Here is a 21,467-nt window from a genome sequence, read left to right on the forward strand (position 1 = left end):
ACTCTCCCGATTGTGCCAGTGTTCACTGGCGGGGTCGTGCGGGCTAGGGAGGCGTCGGGATGACCGAGCACGAGCATGTACGGGTGGCGGTGATCGGGTCCGGGTTCGGCGGCCTGGGGGCCGCTGTCCGGCTGCGCCGCGAAGGGATCACCGACTTCGTGGTCCTGGAGCGGGCCGGCGGTGTGGGCGGCACCTGGCGCGACAACAGCTATCCCGGGTGCGCCTGTGACGTCCCGTCGCACCTGTACTCGTTCTCGTTCGCGCCCAACCCCGAATGGCCGCGCACCTTCTCCGGGCAGGAGCACATTCGCGCGTACCTGGAGCACGTGGCGGACGTCTTCCGGCTTCGGCCGCATCTGCGGTTCGACTCCGAGGTCAAGATGATGACCTGGGACGCGGAGAAGCTGCACTGGCGGATCGAGACGAGCAGCGGGTTCCTGACGGCGGATGTCGTGGTGTCCGCGACCGGGCCGCTCTCCGACCCCAAGATCCCGCGGATCCCGGGGATCGACACCTTCACCGGGAAGGTGTTCCACTCCGCCCGCTGGGACCACGACTACGACCTGCGCGGCAAGCGGGTGGCCATGGTCGGCACCGGGGCCTCGGCCATCCAGATCGTCCCGGAGATCCAGCCGGACGTCGCCCGGCTGACCCTTTTCCAGCGCACCCCGCCGTGGGTGATGCCGCGGGTCGACCGGGCCATCGGCGGCGCAGAGCGGTGGGTGCACCGGCAGTTGCCGTTCACGACGCAGGCCAGGCGAGGGCTCCTGTGGGGCATCCGGGAACTCCAGGTGCAGGCGTTCACCAAGCGGCCCCATCAGCTGGGCGTGGTCGAGCGGCTGGCCAAGCGGAACATCGCGCGCGCCGTGAAGGATCCGGCGCTGCGGGAGAAGCTGACGCCCGACTACCGGATCGGCTGCAAGCGGATCCTGCTGTCGAACGCCTACTACCCGGCGCTCACCCGGCCGAATGTGGACGTGGTCGCCTCCGGACTCGCCGAGATCGACGGTTCCACGCTGGTCGCCGCCGACGGCACCAGGGCGGAGGTCGACGCGATCGTGTTCGGGACCGGCTTCCATGTCACCGACATGCCGATCGCCGAGCGGGTCGTCGGGGCGGACGGCAGGACGCTCGCGCAGGCGTGGGAGACCGGCATGAAGTCGCTCCGCGGCGCCACCGCCGCCGGCTTCCCCAACTGGATGACGATCATCGGACCGAACACCGGGCTCGGGAACTCCTCGATGATCCTGATGATCGAGTCCCAGCTGAACTACATGGCCGACTTCCTGCGGCAGCTGGACGTCCTCGGGGGACGCGCGGCGCTCGACGCGCGCCCCGGTGCCGTGGACGCCTGGAACAGCCGGGTCCAGGAGCGCATGAAGCGCACGGTGTGGAACACCGGCGGCTGCACCAGCTGGTACCTCGACGCCAACGGCGTCAACACCACCGTGTGGCCCGGTACGACGACCGAGTTCCGGGGCGCCACGCGCCGCGTCGACCTGGGGGAGTACGACGTGCTGCGCGCGCCGAAAAACGCACCAGGGGCCGAGCCCGGAGCCGCGCCCGAGCCGCGGACGAAGAGCACCCGCAAGAAGAAGGTGGAGGCAGACGCGTGAGCCGACTGACGCATGAGGCGCACGGGGCGTACGCGCCTCCCGTGCCGGCCCGGGAACTGATCGCGCACTCCGCCGACGGCGCGCGGCTGCACGTCGAGGTGCACGGCCCCGAGGACGCGCCCGCCGTCGTCCTCGCGCACGGCTGGACCTGCTCGACCGCCTTCTGGGCGGCCCAGATCCGGGACCTCGCCGCCGACCACCGGGTCATCGCGTACGACCAGCGCGGACACGGGCGCAGTCCCGCGAGTGACGCGTGCAGCACCGAAGCCCTCGCCGACGACCTGGAGGCGGTGCTCGCGGCCACGCTCGCGCCGGGTGAGAAGGCCGTGCTCGCGGGGCACTCCATGGGCGGTATGACGTTGATGGCCGCCTCGGCGCGGCCGCGGTTCAGGGAGCACGCGGCGGCGGCGCTGTTGTGCAGCACGGGGAGCACGCGGCTGGTCGAGGAGTCGCGCGTGCTGCCGTTGCGCGCCGGACGGCTCCGGACGCGTGTCACGGGGGCGGTGCTCGGCTCGCGCGCGCCGCTCGGTCCTGTCACGCCGGTCGCCAGGCGGATCCTCAAGTACGCGACCATGGGCCCCGGTTCGTCCCCCGTCATGGTGGAGGCGTGCGCGCGGATCGTGCACGCCTGCCCGCGTGCCGTGCGCCACGCCTGGTCGGCGGTGCTCGCCACCCTCGATCTCGAAGAGGGCGTCAGGGAGTTGCGGGTGCCGACGGCGGTGATCGCGGGCACGGTGGACCGGTTGACACCGGTCGTGCACGCGCGTGCTCTGGTGGCGGCGCTGCCGAACTGTGTCGGCAGCACCGAGCTGCCGGGGCTCGGTCACATGACTCCGGTGGAGGCGCCGGAGCTGGTGACCGCCCGGATACGCGAACTCGTCTCCACGTACACGCGGACCGCCGAGGGACAAAAGGCCGTAGAGAGCGCGGAGTTCGCCGCAGAGACCGCGGAAATCGTAGAGACCGCGGAAATCGTAGACACCGCGATGACCGCAGAGATCAAGGAGGGCGCATGAGCAAGGTGAGCCTGGAAGGGCAGGTCGCGGTCGTCACGGGGGCCGCGCGCGGTGTCGGCGAGCTCCTCGCGCGCAAGCTCTCCGCGCGCGGGGCGAAGGTCGCGCTGGTCGGTCTGGAGGCGGACGAGCTGAAGCGGGTCTCGGAGCGGCTGCACGGCGAGAGCGACCACTGGTACGCCGATGTCACCGACCACGAGGCGATGGCGCGGGTCGCCCAGGAGGTCGAGCGGCGGTTCGGCAAGGTGGACATCGTCGTCGCGAACGCGGGTGTCGCGAGCGGGGGGCCCTTCGTGGACTCCGACCCTGTCGCCTGGCGGCGGGTGATCGAGGTGAACCTGATCGGATCGGCGGTCACCGCACGGGCGTTCCTTCCGGCGCTGATGAAGAGCCGGGGCTATCTGCTGCAGATCGCGTCGCTGGCCGCGATGACTCCCGCCCCCATGATGTCGGCCTACTGCGCCTCCAAGTCCGGTGTGGAGGCGTACGCGCACAGTCTGCGCGCCGAGGTCGGCCACAAGGGCGTTCGCGTCGGCGTCGGGTATCTGTCCTGGACCGACACCGACATGGTGCGCGGAGCAGATCAGGACGAGGTGATGCGGGAGTTGCGGCAGCGGCTGCCGTGGCCGTCGAACAAGACGTATCCGCTGGGACCGGCCGTCGACCGGATCGTGGCCGGGATCGAGCGCCGCTCCAGCCATGTGTACGCGCAGTGGTGGCTGCGCGGGATGCAGGGGATCCGGGGGTATCTGCCCGGCGTCATCGGGGCGGTCGGGCAGCGCGAGATGCGGCGGTTCGAGCCGAGGCTCGGCAGTGTGCGGACCGGGCTGGTCGGGGCAGGCGGGGCGGCCGACGAGGAGGAGCGGAAGTCGACGGCGCCTTGAGTCACCCGAGGTGTTCCCGGGTTGTCCCGGGGCGGCTCGCAGGCGTGTCCCACCGGCGTGTCTCACGGTGAGTGACTGATCGAAATGCGTGCTCTGTCCCTGCGTGTAAGTCTGGTCGAGGCCCGAACCCCCTCACCTGATAAGGGGGTCGAGGCCGAATCCCTCACCCACTACGGGAGTGAATCGCATGAGCATGCAGGACCAGTTCAAGGACAAGGCCGAGCAGCTTAAGCAGCAGGCCAAGAAGCAGAAGAAGACGGGCGAACCGCGGGGCAAGGCGAGCGAGCGTTCCCCGATGGGGCACGACCGCACGATGCCGGACGCGGAGCGTGCTCAGCGTGAGGCTCAGGACCGCTTCGACCAGGACTACGACGTCTGATCGTCGCGCCTGCTCAGCCTGAATGGGGTGCCTTCTTTCGAGGGGGCACCCCATTCTTGTGTCCGCTGTCCGTCCGCCGCCGGCCTCCCCGTCCGTCGCCGGTCGCGCGCCCGGCGGGAACTCGGCCGAAGCGGCGCCCTGCCGCAGCGAACCCCCGGCCGCGGCGGTAACGCGGCCGGGGCCGGGGGCAGTTCGTCCAGGTCGGTCCGTTCAGGCGGTTCGGTCAGGTCGGTTCGCTCGTGGGGGGAGCTTCGGCCTTGTTCTGTCCGGCACGTTCGAGTGGTCCGGCGGGGAGGCCGCGGGGTGGGCGCGGAGCAGGTCCAGGGAGAGCTGGATGGCGTCGTCCAGCTGGGCGTGACGGCCCTCCGCCCAGTCGAGCGGGGTGCGCAGGATCTCCAAGTCGGGGGCGACGCCGTGGTTTTCCACGGACCAGCCGTACGCGTCGAACCACGCGGCGTTCATGGGCACCGTGATGACCGTGCCGTCGCCGAGACGGTGGCGGCCGGTCATGCCGACGACGCCGCCCCAGGTGCGCTGCCCCACCACCGGGCCCAGTTTGAGCAGTTTGAAGGCGGCGGTGATCATGTCGCCGTCGGACGATGTCGCCTCGTCGGCCAGGGCCACCACCGGACCGCGGGGGGCGTTGGAGGCGTACGACACGGGCTGGGCGTCGCGGGTGAGGTCCCAGCCGAGAATCGTGCGGGTCAGCTTCTCGACGACCAGTTCGCTGATGTGCCCGCCCGCGTTGCCCCGTACGTCGACGATGAGGGCCGGGCGCGAGACCTCCATCCGCAGATCGCGGTTGAACTGGGCCCACCCCGAGCCGCCCATGTCGGGGATGTGCAGATAGCCGCAGTGCCCGCCGCTCAACTCCCGTACGACCTGGCGGCGTTTGGCCACCCAGTCCTGGTAGCGCAGGGGGCGTTCGTCGATCAGCGGGACCACGGCCACCCGGCGCGAGCGGCCCTCGCCCTCCGTCGGGGTGAAGGTCAGCTCCACCGTCGTACCGCCCGCGCCCGCGAGCAGCGGATACGGGCCGGCGACCGGGTCCACCGGGCGCCCGTCGACATGGGTGAGGACCGCACCCTCGCGGATACCGGCGCCCGCCAGCGGTGAGCGCGCCTTGGAGTCGGACGAGTCGCCGGGCAGAATCCGCTTGAGCATCCAACTTCCGTCACGGCAGACGAAGTTGGCGCCCAGCAGGCCCTGCCAGCGCTGGTAGTGGGGCGGACCCTCGTTGCGGCGCGCGGCGGTGACGTAGGCGTGCGAGGTGCCCAGTTCGCCGAGGACTTCGCGCAGCAGGTCCGCGAACTCGTCGGGGGAGGCGACCCGTTCGACCAGGGGACGGTACTGCTCCAGGATCGCGTCCCAGTCGAGGCCGCACATGTTCGGGTCCCAGTAGTAGGCGCGGATGAGGCGGCCGGCCTCCGCGTACGCCTGGCGCCATTCTGCGGGCGGGTCCACCTCGTGCAGGATGCGGCGCAGGTCGATCCAGACGGTCGAGTCGCTGTCGCCGGACTCGGTGGAGGGGACGGCGCGCAGGTCGCCCTCGTCGACGACGACCAGCCGGGAACCGTCGCCGCTCACCGCGAACCAGTCCAGATGGTCGACGAGTTCGGACTTCTTCGCCTTGGTGATGTTGAAGAACTCCAGGGTGGGACGGCCGGTCGTGTCGTCCGGGTTGGCGAACGTCTCGCCCAGCGCTCCGGAGATCGGCCAGCGCAGCCAGACCAGGCCGCCTCCCGAGACCGGGCGCAGCGCCGAGTACTTGGAGGCGGTGACCGGGAAGGGCGTCACCCGGCTTTCCAGGCCTTCGAGTTCGACGGTCGTCGCGCTGCCGTCGCCGGACCCCTCCTCGACAGGGTCCTCGACCGGGTCGAGACCCCCGGCGACCGGCCGCCCGTCCGGGTTCAGGGCGAACGGGGAGGGGGTGGCGGAGGACAACGGGACGAGGTAGGGACGGCAGCCGAGGGGGAAGGACAGGTCCCCGGTGTGCACGTCGTACACCGGATCGAAGCCGCGCCAGGACAGGAAGGCCAGATAGCGGCCGTCCCGTGTGAACACCGGATTCTCGTCCTCGAAGCGGCCGTTGGTGACGTCGACGATCAGACGGTCCTTTATGCGCGCCATCTTGATCTGCCGCAGGGAGCGTCCGATCCCGGGATGCGACCACGTCAGCCAGGCGCCGTCCGGGGAGAAGGCGAGGTCCGTCACCGGGCCGTTGATGGAACGGATGAGCTCGGTGACCTCGCCTTCCCCGGACTCCGTTTCGGAGGTGCCCCCGGACTCCGTTTCGGAGGTGTCCTCGGGCTCCGTGCCGGGGGTGCCCCCGGGCTCCGTGTCCGAGGTGTCCTCGGAATCCGTGCCGGAGGTGTCCCCGGGCTCCGTTTCGGAGGTGTCCTCGGACTCCGCGCCGGGGATGTCGGTGGACTCCTCCGTCGCGTCGAGCAGAAGCAGCCGTCCGTCGTTCGAGGCGATGGCGAGACGTTCGCCCTGCGGGTCCGACACCAGTTCCTGTACGCGGCCCAGCCGGCCGGAGGCGAGGCGACGCGGCTCGCGGGCGCCGGTCGCGCGCGGCAGGTAGGCGATCTCGACGGCGTCCTCGCCCTCCGCGTCGGTGACATAGGCGACCTGCCCGCCCGAACCGAGCATCTCCGGGAGCCGGACCCGTACGCCCGGGGTGTCCGCGATGGTGCGCGCGGGACCGTCGCGGTGGGTGAGCCAGTACAGGCTGCCGCGCACGACGACGGCGCTGGCCCGGCCCGTCTCGTCCACGGAGATGCTGTCCACGTGCTGGGCGGCCGGCACCGGGTACGTACGCCGTCCCGCGCGTGGACCGCCCAGGAGGACGTCGAGACGGCGGGGAACCGACTCGGGGGCCAGGTTGTCGACGATCCACAGATCGCCCGCGCACTGGTAGACGACCCGGGTGCCGTCCGACGACGCGTGCCGGGCGTAGAAGGCGTCGTGGTCGGTGTGACGGCGCAGGTCGGAGCCGTCGTACGCGCACGAGTAGAGGTTGCCGACGCCCTCGTGGTCGGAGAGGAACGCGATCCGACCGCCGACGAACATCGGGCAGGCCAGATGGCCTTCGAGGTCGGCGACCAGTTGCCGGCCGTGCAGCCAGATGCGGCCCGTGGCCCCGCCCCGGTAGCGCTTCCAGGCGGCCGGTTCGTGCGGTGGGGTGCCGGTCAGCAGCAGGGTCTTGCGCTCGCCCTCGATGTCGGCGACGCCGATGTCCGAGACCGGGCCCCAGGGCAGCTTGCGGCCGGGGTCGCCGTCGGTGGCGACGTCGTAGGCCCAGGTGAAGTACGAGAAGGGCTGGCCGTGCGAGGCGACGGCGAGGATGTCGCCGTCGGGGGACCAGCCGCAGACCTGGGTGTCGGCGCTGCCCCAGTAGGTGAGCCGACGGCCCGGTCCGCCGTCCACCGGCGCCAGATGGATCTCCGGGACGAAGCTGCGCCAGCTCGTGTACGCGATGTGCCGGCCGTCGGGGGAGAAACGGGGGTGGCCGGCCTTGGTGCGGTCGACGGTGAGCCGCCAGGCGCGCCCGCGGCCGTCGAGCGGGGCCAGCCACAGGTCGTCCTCGGTGACGAAGCATAGCCGGTCGCCGCTCAGGTGCGGGAAACGCAGATAGCCGGGGGAGTTCTCGTCCGTGGTCGCGTTCTCGTACTCGTCGCTCACCTCCCCATGCTTTTCCGCCGGACGGCCCCCGGCAACTTGTGGAACGGGGGGCGCGTGGTGGGACGTGGGCGCGGGCGGGGACACGGGAGGTGCACGCGGGGCGCGTTCAGGAACACGTGTGCCCCATCCGTCTCTCCGCCGCCACCGGCGTGACCCAGCACACGTACGAAACGGTTTCGTTTCGCTGGCGTCGGGAGGTATCTTCAGAGGCATACGAAGCACGGCTCCCAAGCGGGATCCGAAGCAGGAGAGGTGAGTGGGATGGCTGAAGCCGCAACGGCGCGTCGCAGTCGGATCACGCCCGAGCGTGAGGCCGAGCTGTACACGGCCGTGCTCGACCTGCTTCGTGAGGTCGGCTACGACGCCCTCACGATGGACGCCGTCGCGGCCCGTACCCGTTCCAGCAAGGCCACCCTCTACCGCCAGTGGGGCGGCAAGGCCGAGCTCGTCGTGAAAGCGCTGCGGCACCAGAAGCCGCTGAAGTTCTCCGACATGGACACCGGGAGCCTGCGGGGCGACTTCCACGCGATCGCCCTCCGGCAGGACGACTGCCAGATGGAGCAGGACTCCGCGCTGATGCGGGGCCTGGCCATGGCGGCGCACGGGAATCCGGATCTGCTCAAGGCGTTCCGGGAGTGGCTGATCGAGCCGGAGTTGGAAGAGCTGCGCCGGGTGCTCCAGCGCGGTGTCGACCGAGGTGAGATCCGTGCCGACAACCCGGCGATGCAGTACGTGATGCACATGCTCATCGGCGCCTTCGCGGCCCGCACCATGATCGACGAACTCCCGCCGACGCAGGCCTTCCTGCATTCGTATGTCGACGCCGTGGTCCTCCCCGCTCTCGGCGCCTGACTTCCCACTCCTTCACCTCTTTCATCTTTTTCATCTTTTCCCCTGCAGATTCACCCCCTACAGATCTCTGTAGTCGCACCTGACGCGCCGCTCACGTCGTCGGGCTGATCCCCCCTGCCCCCACTCGGGTGATCACACCAGCCCCTGCCCTTCCACGACCTGACCGGGAGTACGCCCTCGTGGCCACGTTCCTCTATAAACTCGGCCGACTCGCCTTCCGGCGACGGCACTTCGCCGCCCTGATCTGGGTGGCACTGCTGACGCTCGCGGGCGTCGGCGCAGCCTCCGCGCCCGTCGCGGGATCGTCCTCCTTCTCGATCCCCGGCACCGAGGCGCAGAAGGCCTTCGACCTGCTGGAGAACCGCTTCCCCGGTATGAGCGCCGACGGAGCGACCGCACGGGTCGTCTTCAAGGCGCCCGCCGGCGAGAAGATGGCGGACAAGGACAACAAGGCGACGGTCGAGCATGCCGTCAAGGTGCTCGGCACCGGTTCCGAGGTCACCTCCGTCACCGACCCGTTCAAGGCCCACGCCGTGAGCAAGGACGGGTCGATCGCCTACGCCTCGGTGAAGTACGAGGTCTCCGGCATGGAGCTGAAGGACGCCTCGAAGGACGCCCTGAAGGCGGCCGCGCAGGACGCACGGCACTCCGGACTGACCGTCGAGGTGGGCGGCGACGCGCTCCAGGCGACGCCCGAGACCGGTTCCAGCGAGGTCATCGGCATCGCGATAGCCGCGGTCGTCCTCGTCATCACCTTCGGTTCCCTGATCGCGGCCGGGCTGCCACTGCTGACCGCGCTGGTCGGCGTCGGCATCGGCGTCTCGACGATCACCGCGCTCGCCAGCGTGCTCGACCTCGGATCCACCACCTCCACTCTCGCGATGATGATCGGCCTCGCGGTCGGTATCGACTACGCCCTCTTCATCGTCTCCCGCTACCGGGCCGAGCTGGCCGAGGGCCGCGAACGCGAGGAAGCGGCCGGACGGGCCGTCGGCACGGCGGGCTCGGCGGTGGTCTTCGCCGGGCTGACCGTGGTGATCGCGCTGGTCGGACTGTCGGTCGTCAACATTCCGATGCTCACGAAGATGGGTGTCGCGGCGGCGGGCACGGTCGCCATCGCCGTACTCATCGCGCTGACCATGATCCCCGCGCTGCTCGGCTACGCGGGCCGCAGGGTCCAGCCGGCCGGCAAGAAGAGCAGGCTCCTCGGCGGCGGCCGCGCCGCCAAGAAGGCGGGCAAGCCCAACATGGGCACCCGCTGGGCGAGCTTCGTCGTCCGCCGCCCGCTCGCGGTGCTGCTGCTCGGCGTGGTCGGCCTCGGCGCGGCCGCGGTCCCGGCCGCCTCGCTCCAACTCGGCCTGCCCGACGACGGTTCGCAGCCGACGTCCACCACGCAGCGGCGCGCCTACGACCTGCTCTCCGACGGCTTCGGGCCCGGCTTCAACGGCCCGCTGATGGTCGTCGTCGACGCGAAGGCGAGCGACGCGCCCAAGGCGGCGTTCAGCAAGGTGCATGACGAGATCAAGGGCCTCAAGGGTGTCGTGAGTGTGAGCCCGGCGGCGCCCAACAAGGCCGGTGACACCGCGATGATCACGGTGATCGCCGACTCGAAGCCGTCCTCCGTCACGACCGAGGACCTGGTCCACACCATCCGCGGCGGAGGCGCCGGCATCAAGGCCGAGACGGGCGCGACGGTGCTGGTCACCGGCTCCACGGCCATGAACATCGACTTCTCGCAGAAGCTCAACGACGCGCTGATCCCGTATCTCGCGCTCGTGGTCGGTCTCGCCTTCCTGCTGCTGATCGTGGTGTTCCGCTCGATCCTCGTCCCGCTGAAGGCGGCTCTCGGCTTCCTGCTCAGCGTGATGGCGGCCCTCGGCGCGGTCGTCGCGGTCTTCCAGTGGGGCTGGCTGTCCTCTCTGATGGGCGTCGAGGAGACCGGCCCGATCATGTCGATGATGCCGATCTTCATGGTGGGCGTCGTCTTCGGACTGGCCATGGACTACGAGGTGTTCCTCGTGACACGTATGCGAGAGGCCTACGTCCACGGGGAGAAGCCCGGACAGGCGATCGTGACCGGGTTCAAGCACGGGGCGCGGGTCGTCACGGCGGCCGCGGTCATCATGATCGCCGTGTTCTCCGGATTCATCGGGTCGAGCGAGTCGATGATCAAGATGATCGGCTTCGGCCTCGCGATCGCCGTCTTCTTCGACGCGTTCGTCGTGCGGATGGCGCTCGTCCCGGCGGTGCTCGCGCTGCTGGGCAAGCGGGCCTGGTGGCTGCCGAAGTGGCTGGACCGCGCGCTGCCGAACGTGGACGTCGAGGGCGAGGGCCTGCGCGCGCTCGACGAGAAGCAGCGCGAAGCGGACCACGACCGGGAACTCGCCGGAGTCTGAGCCTCTGCCCGCAGACCTCCGGGACCTCCGGGACCGCTTCGAGGGCCTCCGAAAACCTCGGAGGCCCCGGAGTCGGAAGGGCCTCTACGAGGGCAACGTGAGCACCTCGCCTGTCCCGTGGCGAGGTCCTGACAAGCGATCAGTGGGCCACCGGGGTGGCGGCCGTGTACGTACGACGGAGAAAGCGCATGAGCGCCTTCGTGTCGAGCTGCACGACCGCCACCCCGTGCGTGGAGTGGAATTCCAGGACGGCCTGGACGCGGCCGCACGGCCAGATGCGTATGTCGCCGTTGCTGACGGGGACGCGCAGGCCCTGTTCGAGGAGCTCGCGGTCGAAGACCCACTCGTGGGGGCCGGGCAGCGTGATGTGCACCTGGCGGGGGTCGGTCTCCGGGTCGTACCGGAGGGCCACCGGGACGGCCCGGTGTTCGTCGTCTGCGGAGTCGGCGGTGTCGGTCACGATATGAGCGCGTGCGTATTGCTCGACGGCGTGCATGTACCGACTCCTTACGCTGCGTTACCTATGCGGAAGCTGTGAATTCCGTCACCATTCCAATGTCGCACATCTGGCGGAAACCGCTCTCCGGCCGCCCGTGACCGCCCCTCGGGGAACGTCTGCCCTGCCGCAGCGGGTGCATGTGTGCGGCGACGGTCACATCCGCCGCGAACGACGCACGGCGTCGCGCGCACCGGCCCGTCCGCCGCGAACCGTTCACGCCGTCGCGTCCGACGGTTCGTCCGCCGGGAACGGTTGACGCCGTCGCGTCCGCCGGCTCGTCCCTCCCCCGTGAACTGCTCCCGCACTCACGCCCGTCGGGAGCTATTCGTAGGCTTCTTGCTCCTGCAAGTCATTCGCAACAAGGCATTATCATCGAACGGTGCATGTGCCTGACGGATTCATCAATGCCCCGGTCTCCGCCGCCGCAGGAGTGGTCGCCGCCGGCGCCATCGCCGTGAGCCTGCGGGGTGCCCGCCGTGAACTCGACGAGCGGACCGCGCCGCTCGCCGGCCTGGTCGCCGCCTTCATCTTCGCCGTGCAGATGCTGAACTTCCCGGTCGCCGCCGGGACCAGCGGACATCTGCTCGGCGGCGCCTTGGCGGCCATCCTCGTCGGCCCCTGTACAGGTGTCCTCTGCGTCTCCGTCGTCCTGCTCATGCAGGGCATCCTCTTCGCGGACGGCGGCCTCACCGCGCTCGGCGTGAACATCACCGACATGGCGATCGTCACCACGGTCGTCTCGTACGTCGTCTTCCGCGGTCTGGTGAAGGTGCTGCCCCGCAAGCGGCGTTCGGTCACCGTCGCGTCCTTCGTCGCCGCGCTGCTGTCCGTTCCGGCCGCCGCCGTCGCCTTCACCCTCATCTACGCGGTCGGCGGCACCACCGACGTCGCGATCTCCAAGGTCGCCACGGCCATGATCGGCGTCCACGTCCTCATCGGCATCGGCGAGGCCGTCATCACCGCGCTCACCGTCGGCGCCGTCATCGCCGTACGGCCCGATCTCGTGTACGGCGCCCGCGGCCTCCAGCAGCGGCTCAAGCTGCGGGTCGGCGGGGAACTGGTCGACGTCCCCACGGCCGCCGCCCCCGTCGCGGCCCGCGCCTCGCACCGCAAGGTGTGGATCACCGGCCTGGTCACCTCCCTCGTCCTCGCCGGATTCGTCAGCTTCTACGCCTCCGCGAGCCCCGACGGCCTGGAGAAGGTCGCCAAGGACAAGGGCATCGACACCCGGACCGGGAAGCACGCCACAGGGGACTCACCGCTCGCCGGATACGGGGTCAAGGACATCTCCGACACCCGTGTCTCCGGCGGTCTCGCGGGGGTGATCGGCGTCGGCGTCACCGTCGTCGCGGGCACCGGCGTCTTCTGGGCGGTCCGCAGACGACGTACGTCCGACACCACGCCCACCTCCGTACCGGAAGGCGGCGTCTGACATGGGGGCGGGCCACACGCACCGGTTGTACCGGCACGGGCACTCGCCCGTGCACGCCCTCCCGCCGCACACCAAGCTCGCCGCGGCCTTCGCCTTCGTGGTGGTGGTCGTCTCCACCCCCCGCGAGGCGATGTGGGCCTTCGCGCTGTACGCCGTACTGCTCGCGGCGGTCGCCCGCCAGGCCCGCGTACCGGCGGGCGTCCTGCTGAAGCGGCTGCTGATCGAGATCCCGTTCGTCGCGTTCGCGGTACTGATGCCGTTCGTGGCGGAGGGCGAGAGGGTGGACGTGCTGGGGCTGTCCCTGAGCGTCAACGGTCTGTGGGGCGCCTGGAACGTCCTCGCCAAGGGCACTCTCGGCGTCGCCGCCTCCGTCCTGCTCGCCTCCACCACCGAACTGCGGGAACTGCTCCTCGGCCTGCAACGGCTGAAGCTCCCGCCGCTCCTCGTGCAGATCGCCTCCTTCATGATCCGCTACGGCGATGTCATCACGGACGAGATGCGGCGCATGCGGATCGCGCGGGAGTCGCGCGGCTTCGAGGCGAGCGGAGTGCGCCACTGGGGGGTGCTCGCGAAGTCTGCGGGCGCGCTGTTCATCCGCTCCTACGAGCGCGGGGAACGCGTGCATCTGGCCATGGTGAGCCGGGGGTACGCCGGTTCGATGCCCGTCATCGACGAGGTGACCGCGTCCCGGGCGCAGTGGTCGTACGCCCTCGCCCTTCCGTTCGCCGCCCTTGTCGTATGTCTGTTGGGATGGACGCTGTGATGTCTGCTGGAACGACCGGGGAGATGTCTGTGGGGACGCCGGGAGAGAAGTCCGCGGAGAAGTCCGCGGAGATGTCCGCGGAGCTGTCAGCGGGGACACCCGAGGAGATCTCCGCGGGGACGACTGCGGGGGCGTCCGCAGGGACGGCTGTGGGGGCGATTGGGGGGACGACCGGGGGGACGGACGCCGTGCCGGCTTCGCTGGAGGTCTCCGGACTTGCGTTCGCCTACCCCGACGGGCATCAGGCCCTGTTCGGCGTGGACTTCGGCATCGGGCGCGGCGAGCGCGTCGCGCTGCTCGGCCCGAACGGCGCCGGCAAGACCACCCTCGTCCTGCACCTCAACGGCATCCTGACCGGCGGCGCCGGAACGGTGAAGGTCGCCGGACTCCCGGTCGGCAAGCGGCACATGGCCGAGATCCGGCGCAAGGTCGGCATCGTCTTCCAGGACCCGGACGACCAGCTGTTCATGCCGACCGTGCGCGAGGACGTCGCCTTCGGTCCCGCCGCCGCGGGCATGAAGGGCGCCGAACTGGACGAACGCGTCCGTACGGCGCTGGAGCGGGTCGGCATGGAAGCCTTCGCCGACCGTCCCCCGCACCATCTGTCCTTCGGGCAGCGGCGCCGGGTCGCCGTCGCGACGGTGCTGGCGATGGAGCCCGAGATCCTCGTCCTCGACGAGCCCTCCTCCAACCTCGACCCCGCCTCCCGGCGCGAACTCGCGGACATCCTGCGCTCGTTGGACGTCACCGTCCTCATGGTCACCCACGACCTGCCGTACGCCCTCGAACTGTGCCCCCGCTCCCTCGTCCTCAGCGACGGCGTGATCGTCGCCGACGGCGGGACCGGCGCCCTCCTCTCGGACGGCGAGCTCATGCGCACCCACCGTCTGGAGCTGCCCTTCGGGTTCGACCCGCGCTCCGTGACAATGGGGGCGTGACGAAACAAGAGGACGTCGGGCCGCCGGCCGGGTCGCTGCTGCTCGACGACCAGCTGTGCTTCGCGCTGTACGCCGCCCAGCGCGCCGTGACCGCCGCGTACCGCCCGCTGCTGGAGGACCTCGGCCTCACCTACCCGCAGTACCTCGTCCTGCTGGTCCTCTGGGAGCGCGGCGAGACCACGGTCAAGGAACTGGGCACCGCCCTGCACCTCGACTACGGCACGATGTCGCCGCTGCTCAAGCGGCTGGAGTCGGCTGGGCTCGTACGCCGTGAGCGCTCGGCGCACGACGAACGCTCCGTGCGCGTCGCCCTCACCGGGCGCGGCGAAGTGCTCAGGGAGCGCGCGGAGGAGGTGCCGCAGGCACTGCTGACGGCGACCGGCATGAGCGAGGCCGACGTCACGCGCCTGCGCGAGGAGCTGCGGCGGCTGACGGAGCGCGCGGAGGACGCGGCGGGGCGGGCCCGCTGACCCCTGCCGAGGTCAGGGCCGCTGACCTCTGCTGAGACCCCTGCCGAGGTCGGGTCACCCGCGATTTCCTCCCCTGCGCATTGCGGACTCCATACCACCGAGTACCTTGTGCACGATGTACTTGTGTACTCCTGTGTTGCCCGCCCTGGGGGAGGTCCTGCCGTGATCGACGGCGCCCTTGTCGACACCCGTCCGACGAAGATCATGTATGTCGCCGAGGCCACCGCGCACGGCGGCCGGAACGGCTATGTGACCAGCCAGGACGGGCAGCTCGAACTGAAGGTCGCGATGCCGCCGGCGCTCGGTGGCGACGGGAACGGCACGAACCCGGAGCAGCTGTTCGCGGCCGGGTACAGCGCCTGTTTCCACAACGCGCTGGTTCTGGTGGGCCGCCGCGCCGGCCTCGACCTCTCCGGTTCCACGGTCGCGGCGAAGGTCGGGATCGGCCCCAACAAACAGCGCGGCTACGGACTGGCGGTCGCCCTGAGCGTCTCGCTCCCGGTCGTCGACGAGGACGTCGCGACGAAGCTCGTGGACGCGGCGCACGAGGTCTGCCCGTACTCGAACGCCACCCGCGGCAACATCGAGGTCACGATCCTGCTGGGCTAGGGGGCCTAGGAATCGAAGGCCGTGGATGCGTGTTGCACTCACTGCTGGAACTTTGGCAGCGGTGAGGCGACAGGGAGCGCGGGCGTGGACGTGAACGGCACAGTGACCGAGGGCTTCGAGCCGGTCAGGGAGGCGTTCGCGGGCAACTTCGCGGCGCTGGGGGACCGGGGCGCCGCCGTCACCGTGTACCGCGACGGGCACAAGGTCGTCGAGCTGTGGGGCGGCACCCGTGACGTCGACGGCACCGAGCCCTGGCAGCGCGGCACCGCGCAGATCGTGCGCTCCGCGACGAAGGGCGTCGCCGCCGCCGTACTCCTGCTGCTCGCCCAGCGAGGACACCTCGACCTGGACGCGCCGGTCGGTGCCTACTGGCCCGAGTACAAGGCGCACGGCAAGGAGCACACGCGCGTACGGCACCTGCTCGCGCACCGGGCCGGAGTGCCCGTCCTCGACCGTCCGCTCAGCCCCGCCGAGGCCGCCGACCTCGACCTCGCGGCCGCAGCGGTGGCCGCGCAGACGCCGGTGTGGGAGCCCGGGGCCGAGCACGGGTACCACGCGCAGACGTACAGCTGGCTGACGGGCGAGCTGGTCCGGCGGGTGACCGGGCGCACGATCGGCCACTGGATCGCGGACGAGATCGCCAGGCCGCTGGACCTGGACCTGTGGGTCGGGCTTCCGGAGGCGGTGGCCGGCCGAGTGGGGCGGGTCGCGCAGGTCGAGGCGCCATCGACGCCCGGCGGCCTCAAGACCCGTCCGAAGCGGGCGGTCTCCGAGGCGTACGCCGACCCGGACAGCATCACCCGCCGCGCCTTCGCCGCGATCACCCCGATGCCCGACGAGAACGATCCCGCCTACCGCGCGGCCGTCCTCCCCGCCTCGAACGGCATCGCCACGGCCGACGGCCTCGCCCGCTTCTACGCCGCGCTGATCGGGGAGGTGGACGGCGTACGGCTGTTCACGCCCGAGACGGTGTCGGCCGCGCGGACGGAGCAGTCCGCGGGACCCGACCGGGTCCTGGTCGTCAACACCCGGTTCGGCCTCGGCTACATGCTCCACGGCGGAGCGTCTCCGCTGCTCTCCCCGGGCTCCTTCGGGCACCCCGGCCGCGGCGGCGCCCTCGGCTTCGCCGACCCCGAGTCGGGCATCGCCTTCGGGTATGTCACCAATGCCTTCCGTACGAGCGTGACGGCGGACGCACGGGCGCAGGCACTGGTCCGGGCGGTACGGACGGCCGTCACCGCGTAACCGCCCAACCACGTCCGGCCGCCCAACCACGTCCGGCCGCCCACCGTCGGCCGGCCGCCCAACCGTCGGACAGTCACCCGACCGTGGACGGCCACCCGACCGCGGAAAGCCTTCTGCCGTGGACGGCCACCTCACCGCGGACCCGCTCGCCGTCCCCGTCCGCCACGACGGCCTACGGCCCCACCCGTGGCATCAGCCCGATCCCGATGACCGGGACATCCGGGGGCGGGTGGACCGCGCCGCAGCCGAGGGGCCGCCCGTGTCCGCAGGTCCCGCCGTCGCGACGAGGGTGGCACCGTTCTCCGGAGCGATGGACCGGGCCGAACGAGGGGCCGCCTGATGTCGTCGGCCCTCTCCCCGTCGCCCGCGTACCTGCCGTTCTTCCGCCCGGTGCTGGGCCGTGGTGATCCGTCGCCGGCCCCGGTCGAGGCTCAGGAGCCCTCCAGGTCGCTGAGCGGGTCAGCCTCGATCAGGCCCGGGAAGCCCGCCTGATCGCCGAAGAGGTCAGCGACCGCATCCGCGTCACGGCTCCGGCGGCCGGGTCGCCGGGGGAAGGTCGTCGGGGGAAGGTCGAGGACACGGCGAAGGTCGTGGCCGAATCCGAGCACGCTTTCGTCGTTGACGAGCCGGCGCCAGTCGCGCCAGTCCTCCAGCCCGTCGCAGCAGCCGGGGAGGAGGGTGACGCCTGTGGACGTGTCGGTGACGCACGGGCCGCCGGCCGCGAAGAGGCTGTCGAAGGTCAGGAGTCCGTGAAGGAACGAGTCCAGTGCACCGGCCGGACAAGACGGGTGATCGCCGTCGATGCCGACGTCGTTGCAGCCGGCGGTGCGCGTCATCGCCCTACGGTTGAAGAGGTTGCAGGACAAACCGAGACGATCAGCTCTCGAAGCTTCTCGATGTACAGGCGTACGTTCTTGGAAGCGATGTCCGTGTCCGGGTAGCGGCAGGCGATCCACAGTCCCTCGTGCAGCCGGTTGACCCAGGCGCACACCTGATCGCCGTATGACACACGGAGCAGCCCGTACGCGTTCTGTTCGCTCCAGCAGGCCGAACCAGGAATGAGGCGGGCGTCCATATACGAGATGATTGAGTACAGGTCGGGTGATGTGGGGCGGAAGTCCTCGCCCAGAAGGCGTAGTACTCGGGCCAGAGGAATGCGCGCCAACGACCGATTGGCTTGCAGCTGGGCCCGGACCGAGGCGAGCGCGGCGTCGAAGTCCCGTGCCGCAGGTACTTCGATCGGCGCGGCGCCGACATACCAGCCCACGGAGTCAGACCACGTGGACTTCAGTCGGGTGTGGAACGGCACGACCGCGCGATAGACCGGCTGCTCACCGAGTTCGTGGACGATCAGACTGGTTGCGGCCAGGACGCCCACCAGGCTACCGCCGTAGGGCCGGCAGTACGTCTCGAACGCCGCGGCCGCGTCCGCATCGACGAGCGGCTCGCGCATGAGCTTCTGGACGGGCAGGGCGTCGCCGGGCTTCAGGCCCAGATCGACAGGGAACTCCGGAAGCCTTCCGTCGCACCGGCCGATGAACTCCCGCCAGCGCGTGACGATCGCATGTGTGTCGTCGATGGCGTTCGCGTTCGCCCGCTCCTGCTCGCAGAAGTCCACATAGCTCGCGACCGGTGTGGCGGTGAGGGGCTGCCCTGCGGCATGTGCCGTGTACAGCTCCTGCACCTCGTACGGGATGCGCTGCAGCGAGTAGGCGTCGACGTTGGTGTGGTCGAATGCCAGATACACGCTGGTTGAGTCCTCGCGGACGACCGCCGCGTAGATGAGATTGGGCCAGCCGAGAGCGTCTGCCGCGTCGTCGAAACGGTCCTGCAAATGCTCGGCCAGCAGGTTCGCATCGGCGAAGTCGCCCACCACTTCGCGGTAGAGCGTGACATCGTCCCGGTCGAGAGTGAACCGGTGCATCTCGTCGCCCACCCATCGGAACCCGCTGCGCAGCGTCTCGTGGCGCAGTGTCCAGCCGCGTAGGGCCTGTTCCAGCACGTCGAGGTCGACTTGGCCGGGCAGGTCGAAAGCCGTACCGATCCAGGTCGGCACGAACAAGCCTCCCTCGCGCACCGACCGCGCCGTTCTGATGTGTGACTCCTGGATGTACGCCGGCGGCCGCGGATCCGTCGGCAGCACCGTCGCGGCCGCGACGGTCGCAGGGCTGAACCCCCACTCCACAAGCCGTCCAGGCCGGATCTCGCAGCGCTGAATATCAGAAATTCGCACAGTGGCGTCTCCTCGTCGGAAAAAACAGGCTTGATCAACGTGGAGTCGTGTGCGAGTGCTGTCTGCCGTTTTGCCTGCGAATCAGCAGAAGGTGTGGCACGTCGAACGGTAAAGCGACCCATCGATCGCCCCGCATTCAACGGCCGTTCACGCGCCTGCCTGTAGGGACTGCCGCGATGCCAGGGACGAGATGTCGCTGTCCGGCGCTGCGCCCGTTTCTTCGCTGATCCGGGCGTGTAAGCGCAGCGTGAGGTAGTGCAGTCATCCGACGGTGACACCACTTCGTCGGCCTTCAACGGCTTGACGAGCGATCACAGTTCGTCCGAGACGACTCCACGGCCGCGGTTGCCTCTTCGCCACGATCGCCATGACAAGAGCAACGAGCAACCAGACCGACCATCACATGATCGACGGCACGTGTCGGGACCTTTTAGCCCAGGACAGCGACTTGGAAGGCGGCACGCCATAACCCTGTTGCCTTTCCAGCGTTTGCAGATGTGCGGGTGAGTACCCGCAGTGATGTTTAGGAAGGTAAGGATCTATGAGACGGGCTACTCGAAACCGTGTGCTCGCCGTTGCCGCCGCATCCGGCGCGATGGCTGTGGCTTTTCCCGCTTCCGCCGTCTTCGCAGCCGACGGTGCTGACGCCGGGGCTACGGCGGCCGGTTCGCCCGGGGTGCTCTCCGGGAACATCATCCAGGTTCCGTTGTCCGCGGCGTTGAACCTCTGCGGCAACACGGTGGACGTCGTGGGGCTGCTCAACCCGGCCGTGGGCAACGTGTGCAAAAACAACAAGGACACGGCCAAGGCCGACGGTGCGGAAACCGACCGCGGATCGGACACGTCAGGCGGAGCCTCGGCTGATGGCCGCGTCACGGACTCGCCCGGGCTGATCTCAGGCAACGGTCTGCAGCTCCCGATCGATCTGCCGGTGAACGTTTCTGGGAACAGTGTCAACGCGGTCGGCGTGGGTAACCCAGCGATCGGCAACCAGTCGGTCAACGGCGGTGACCACTCTCACCCTCACGTCCCCCGAACAACTCCGGCCCCCAAGCCCTCGGCCCCGACGCCCCCTGTGTCGCGACACAGGGCCCCCCGGCATCAAGCCGTTCCGGACACCCCGGACACGGCGACGTCCACGCTGGCCCACACAGGAGCGGATCTGGCTTTCCCAGCCCTCGCCGGCAGCGCCGTGTCGCTCCTCGCGGGTGCGGTCCTGTACCGCCGCTTCCGCCCAGGTCGCTGACCCGGATGCCCGTACAGCCCCATCGAACGTGTTTGGTGGGGCCCAGGCGGGCTGCCGGTGCCTGTCCGCCCTCCGCGCCATGGCATCGACGTGAGCACCTCGCCACCGGAGCAGCTCGTGCCGCACGTAATGTGTGCTCGCTGCGGCTCCCCAACTGTTGATTGCCGGTCAGCTCGACCATCCCGGTCGGTTCGGCGACCTCGGCGCCGACGCGTGGCGAGCGAGCTGTCCTGGTCCGGAGCGGGACGCCAGAGATGGTCGGGCATGGCTCGGATCGCGTGGCGGACCGGCTCGGTGACCGCGTATCCGACCGAGAAGGTGCGTCACGGACGTGGGCGAGGGATGCCTTCGCGGATCCGGCGCTGTCCGTGCGGACGGGGATGTCGGTGCCGTGCCGTGTGCGCCGGGGATCTGAGCGAGAGCGTCGCCCGGCGTACAACTGGCGCTCGTCGCCCGTACCGAGGCGTGGTGGGTGCGGCAGGAGCGGGTCAACGACAACGTCGGCGATGCTGACGGAGCGCGAGAAGACCGAGGAGCCGGCGTTCCTGGGCGACGTCTCCTCGGTGCCGCTCCAGTGGACGCCGCGACACCTGCAGACCGCGTTCACCCCACTTCTTCGGCAAGCGGGCAATGTACGTACCCGCGCTTCAAGTTGAGGAAGAGGTCGCGGAAGTCGGCGGAGTGCACCTCGGTTCCGCGAGGGCAGGCTGACCCTGGCGAAGATGTCCCAGTCACCGACAGCGCGATCGGAAGCGATGTCGGCCTGGACCACTGCCGGCCCTTTCCGCCGGGGAGAAGATCGCCAACCCCCGGCACGAGCGCCGTGACGTTCCCGGCTCGCCGAGGCCCAGCGGGAACTGTCCTGCAAGGTCAGGGATGACGGAGTCAACCGGCCGAGGCGCGGTACAAGGTCGCCGGGGTGTCCAGAGGAGATGCCACTCAGCACCTCAACGGAGTTCTCCGGGCGGGCAGTCGGCGATGAAGCAGGAAACCCCATGGCGTGAACCGTGGAAATCCCTCTCGCTCACGGCGGGGAAGAAGTCAACAGCTGTGAAACGGAAGGCAGGTCGGCGGCGGGCCCAAGGAAAACGGAGGCGGGGGGGGGGGGGGGGGGGGGGCCCCCCCGCCCCCCGCCCCCCCCCCCACCCCGCGGGGGGGGGGCGGGCCCCCCGATTGGGGGGGAAGTCAGACGCGCGCCCCGGAAACCG

At 70.1% G+C, this 21,467-nt stretch carries 17 protein-coding genes; 13 read left to right on the forward strand and 4 right to left on the reverse strand.

Annotated elements, in window-relative coordinates; translation table 11 throughout:
• Window positions 1-59 precede the first annotated feature (59 nt).
• From ACFYR3_RS17215 to ACFYR3_RS17230, 4 genes are all read left to right on the forward strand, one after another.
• The gene (locus tag ACFYR3_RS17215) at window positions 60-1,616 is read left to right on the forward strand and encodes an NAD(P)/FAD-dependent oxidoreductase (protein ID WP_355857597.1); all 1,557 of its coding nucleotides are present in this window, start codon (window positions 60-62) and stop codon (window positions 1,614-1,616) included.
• The gene (locus ACFYR3_RS17220) at window positions 1,613-2,632 is read left to right on the forward strand and encodes an alpha/beta hydrolase (RefSeq protein WP_355857594.1); all 1,020 of its coding nucleotides are present in this window, start codon (window positions 1,613-1,615) and stop codon (window positions 2,630-2,632) included. Before ACFYR3_RS17215 ends, ACFYR3_RS17220 begins: the two co-directional genes overlap by 4 nt.
• On the forward strand, window positions 2,629-3,513 hold the full coding sequence (locus ACFYR3_RS17225) for an SDR family oxidoreductase (RefSeq protein ID WP_355857591.1): 885 nt from the start codon (window positions 2,629-2,631) through the stop codon (window positions 3,511-3,513). The genes ACFYR3_RS17220 and ACFYR3_RS17225 overlap by 4 nt, the downstream gene beginning before the upstream one ends.
• Before the next feature lie 187 nt (window positions 3,514-3,700).
• Window positions 3,701-3,892, forward strand: a complete 192-nt coding sequence (locus ACFYR3_RS17230; RefSeq protein ID WP_355857588.1) for a hypothetical protein — start codon at window positions 3,701-3,703, stop codon at window positions 3,890-3,892.
• 210 nt (window positions 3,893-4,102) lie between these two features.
• Here the strand turns inward: ACFYR3_RS17230 and ACFYR3_RS17235 are convergent, their stop codons facing one another.
• Window positions 4,103-7,576, reverse strand: coding sequence for a S41 family peptidase (locus ACFYR3_RS17235; protein WP_389283658.1), 3,474 nt, complete (start codon window positions 7,574-7,576; stop codon window positions 4,103-4,105).
• A 261-nt stretch (window positions 7,577-7,837) separates the two neighbouring features.
• Here ACFYR3_RS17235 and ACFYR3_RS17240 point away from each other — a divergent pair, with 261 nt between their 5' ends.
• Window positions 7,838-8,428 (forward strand): TetR/AcrR family transcriptional regulator, encoded by a 591-nt coding sequence (locus ACFYR3_RS17240; protein ID WP_355857582.1) that lies wholly within the window; start codon window positions 7,838-7,840, stop codon window positions 8,426-8,428.
• Between the two features lie 179 nt (window positions 8,429-8,607).
• On the forward strand, window positions 8,608-10,824 hold the full coding sequence (locus ACFYR3_RS17245; protein WP_355857580.1) for an MMPL family transporter: 2,217 nt from the start codon (window positions 8,608-8,610) through the stop codon (window positions 10,822-10,824).
• A gap of 139 nt (window positions 10,825-10,963) precedes the next feature.
• Here ACFYR3_RS17245 and ACFYR3_RS17250 read toward each other — a convergent pair whose 3' ends face one another.
• Window positions 10,964-11,320, reverse strand: a complete 357-nt coding sequence (locus ACFYR3_RS17250) for an SsgA family sporulation/cell division regulator (protein WP_355857577.1) — start codon at window positions 11,318-11,320, stop codon at window positions 10,964-10,966.
• Between the two features lie 382 nt (window positions 11,321-11,702).
• On the opposite strand from ACFYR3_RS17250, the gene ACFYR3_RS17255 reads away from it, so the two are divergent.
• The 6 genes from ACFYR3_RS17255 to ACFYR3_RS17280 all read left to right on the forward strand — a co-directional run bounded on the left by ACFYR3_RS17255 (window position 11,703) and on the right by ACFYR3_RS17280 (window position 16,780).
• On the forward strand, window positions 11,703-12,755 hold the full coding sequence (locus ACFYR3_RS17255) for an energy-coupling factor ABC transporter permease (protein ID WP_355857574.1): 1,053 nt from the start codon (window positions 11,703-11,705) through the stop codon (window positions 12,753-12,755).
• 1 nt (window position 12,756) lies between these two features.
• Window positions 12,757-13,518: a cobalt ECF transporter T component CbiQ gene (gene cbiQ / locus ACFYR3_RS17260; RefSeq protein ID WP_355857572.1), complete on the forward strand. Its 762-nt coding sequence runs from the start codon at window positions 12,757-12,759 to the stop codon at window positions 13,516-13,518.
• A 188-nt stretch (window positions 13,519-13,706) separates the two neighbouring features.
• Window positions 13,707-14,456 (forward strand): energy-coupling factor ABC transporter ATP-binding protein, encoded by a 750-nt coding sequence (locus ACFYR3_RS17265; RefSeq protein WP_389283661.1) that lies wholly within the window; start codon window positions 13,707-13,709, stop codon window positions 14,454-14,456.
• Window positions 14,453-14,926 carry a MarR family transcriptional regulator gene (locus ACFYR3_RS17270; RefSeq protein ID WP_355857567.1) on the forward strand — a complete coding sequence of 158 codons (474 nt, stop codon included), beginning with the start codon at window positions 14,453-14,455 and terminating at the stop codon, window positions 14,924-14,926. The genes ACFYR3_RS17265 and ACFYR3_RS17270 overlap by 4 nt, the downstream gene beginning before the upstream one ends.
• A gap of 204 nt (window positions 14,927-15,130) precedes the next feature.
• Window positions 15,131-15,535 (forward strand): organic hydroperoxide resistance protein, encoded by a 405-nt coding sequence (locus tag ACFYR3_RS17275; protein ID WP_261704069.1) that lies wholly within the window; start codon window positions 15,131-15,133, stop codon window positions 15,533-15,535.
• Between the two features lie 84 nt (window positions 15,536-15,619).
• Window positions 15,620-16,780: a serine hydrolase domain-containing protein gene (locus tag ACFYR3_RS17280; RefSeq protein WP_389283663.1), complete on the forward strand. Its 1,161-nt coding sequence runs from the start codon at window positions 15,620-15,622 to the stop codon at window positions 16,778-16,780.
• Between the two features lie 431 nt (window positions 16,781-17,211).
• Here ACFYR3_RS17280 and ACFYR3_RS17285 read toward each other — a convergent pair whose 3' ends face one another.
• Complete coding sequence (locus ACFYR3_RS17285; RefSeq protein WP_355857561.1) at window positions 17,212-17,616, reverse strand: hypothetical protein; 405 nt, start codon at window positions 17,614-17,616, stop codon at window positions 17,212-17,214.
• Window positions 17,613-19,013, reverse strand: a complete 1,401-nt coding sequence (locus tag ACFYR3_RS17290) for a condensation domain-containing protein (protein WP_355857558.1) — start codon at window positions 19,011-19,013, stop codon at window positions 17,613-17,615. The genes ACFYR3_RS17285 and ACFYR3_RS17290 overlap by 4 nt, the downstream gene beginning before the upstream one ends.
• A 565-nt stretch (window positions 19,014-19,578) precedes the next feature.
• On the opposite strand from ACFYR3_RS17290, the gene ACFYR3_RS17295 reads away from it, so the two are divergent.
• Window positions 19,579-20,259, forward strand: a complete 681-nt coding sequence (locus ACFYR3_RS17295; RefSeq protein WP_355857555.1) for a chaplin — start codon at window positions 19,579-19,581, stop codon at window positions 20,257-20,259.
• Window positions 20,260-21,467: the final 1,208 nt, after the last annotated feature.

This window comes from Streptomyces sp. NPDC005784, from assembly GCF_042871525.1.
In the GTDB taxonomy this organism is placed as follows: Bacteria; Actinomycetota; Actinomycetes; order Streptomycetales; family Streptomycetaceae; genus Streptomyces.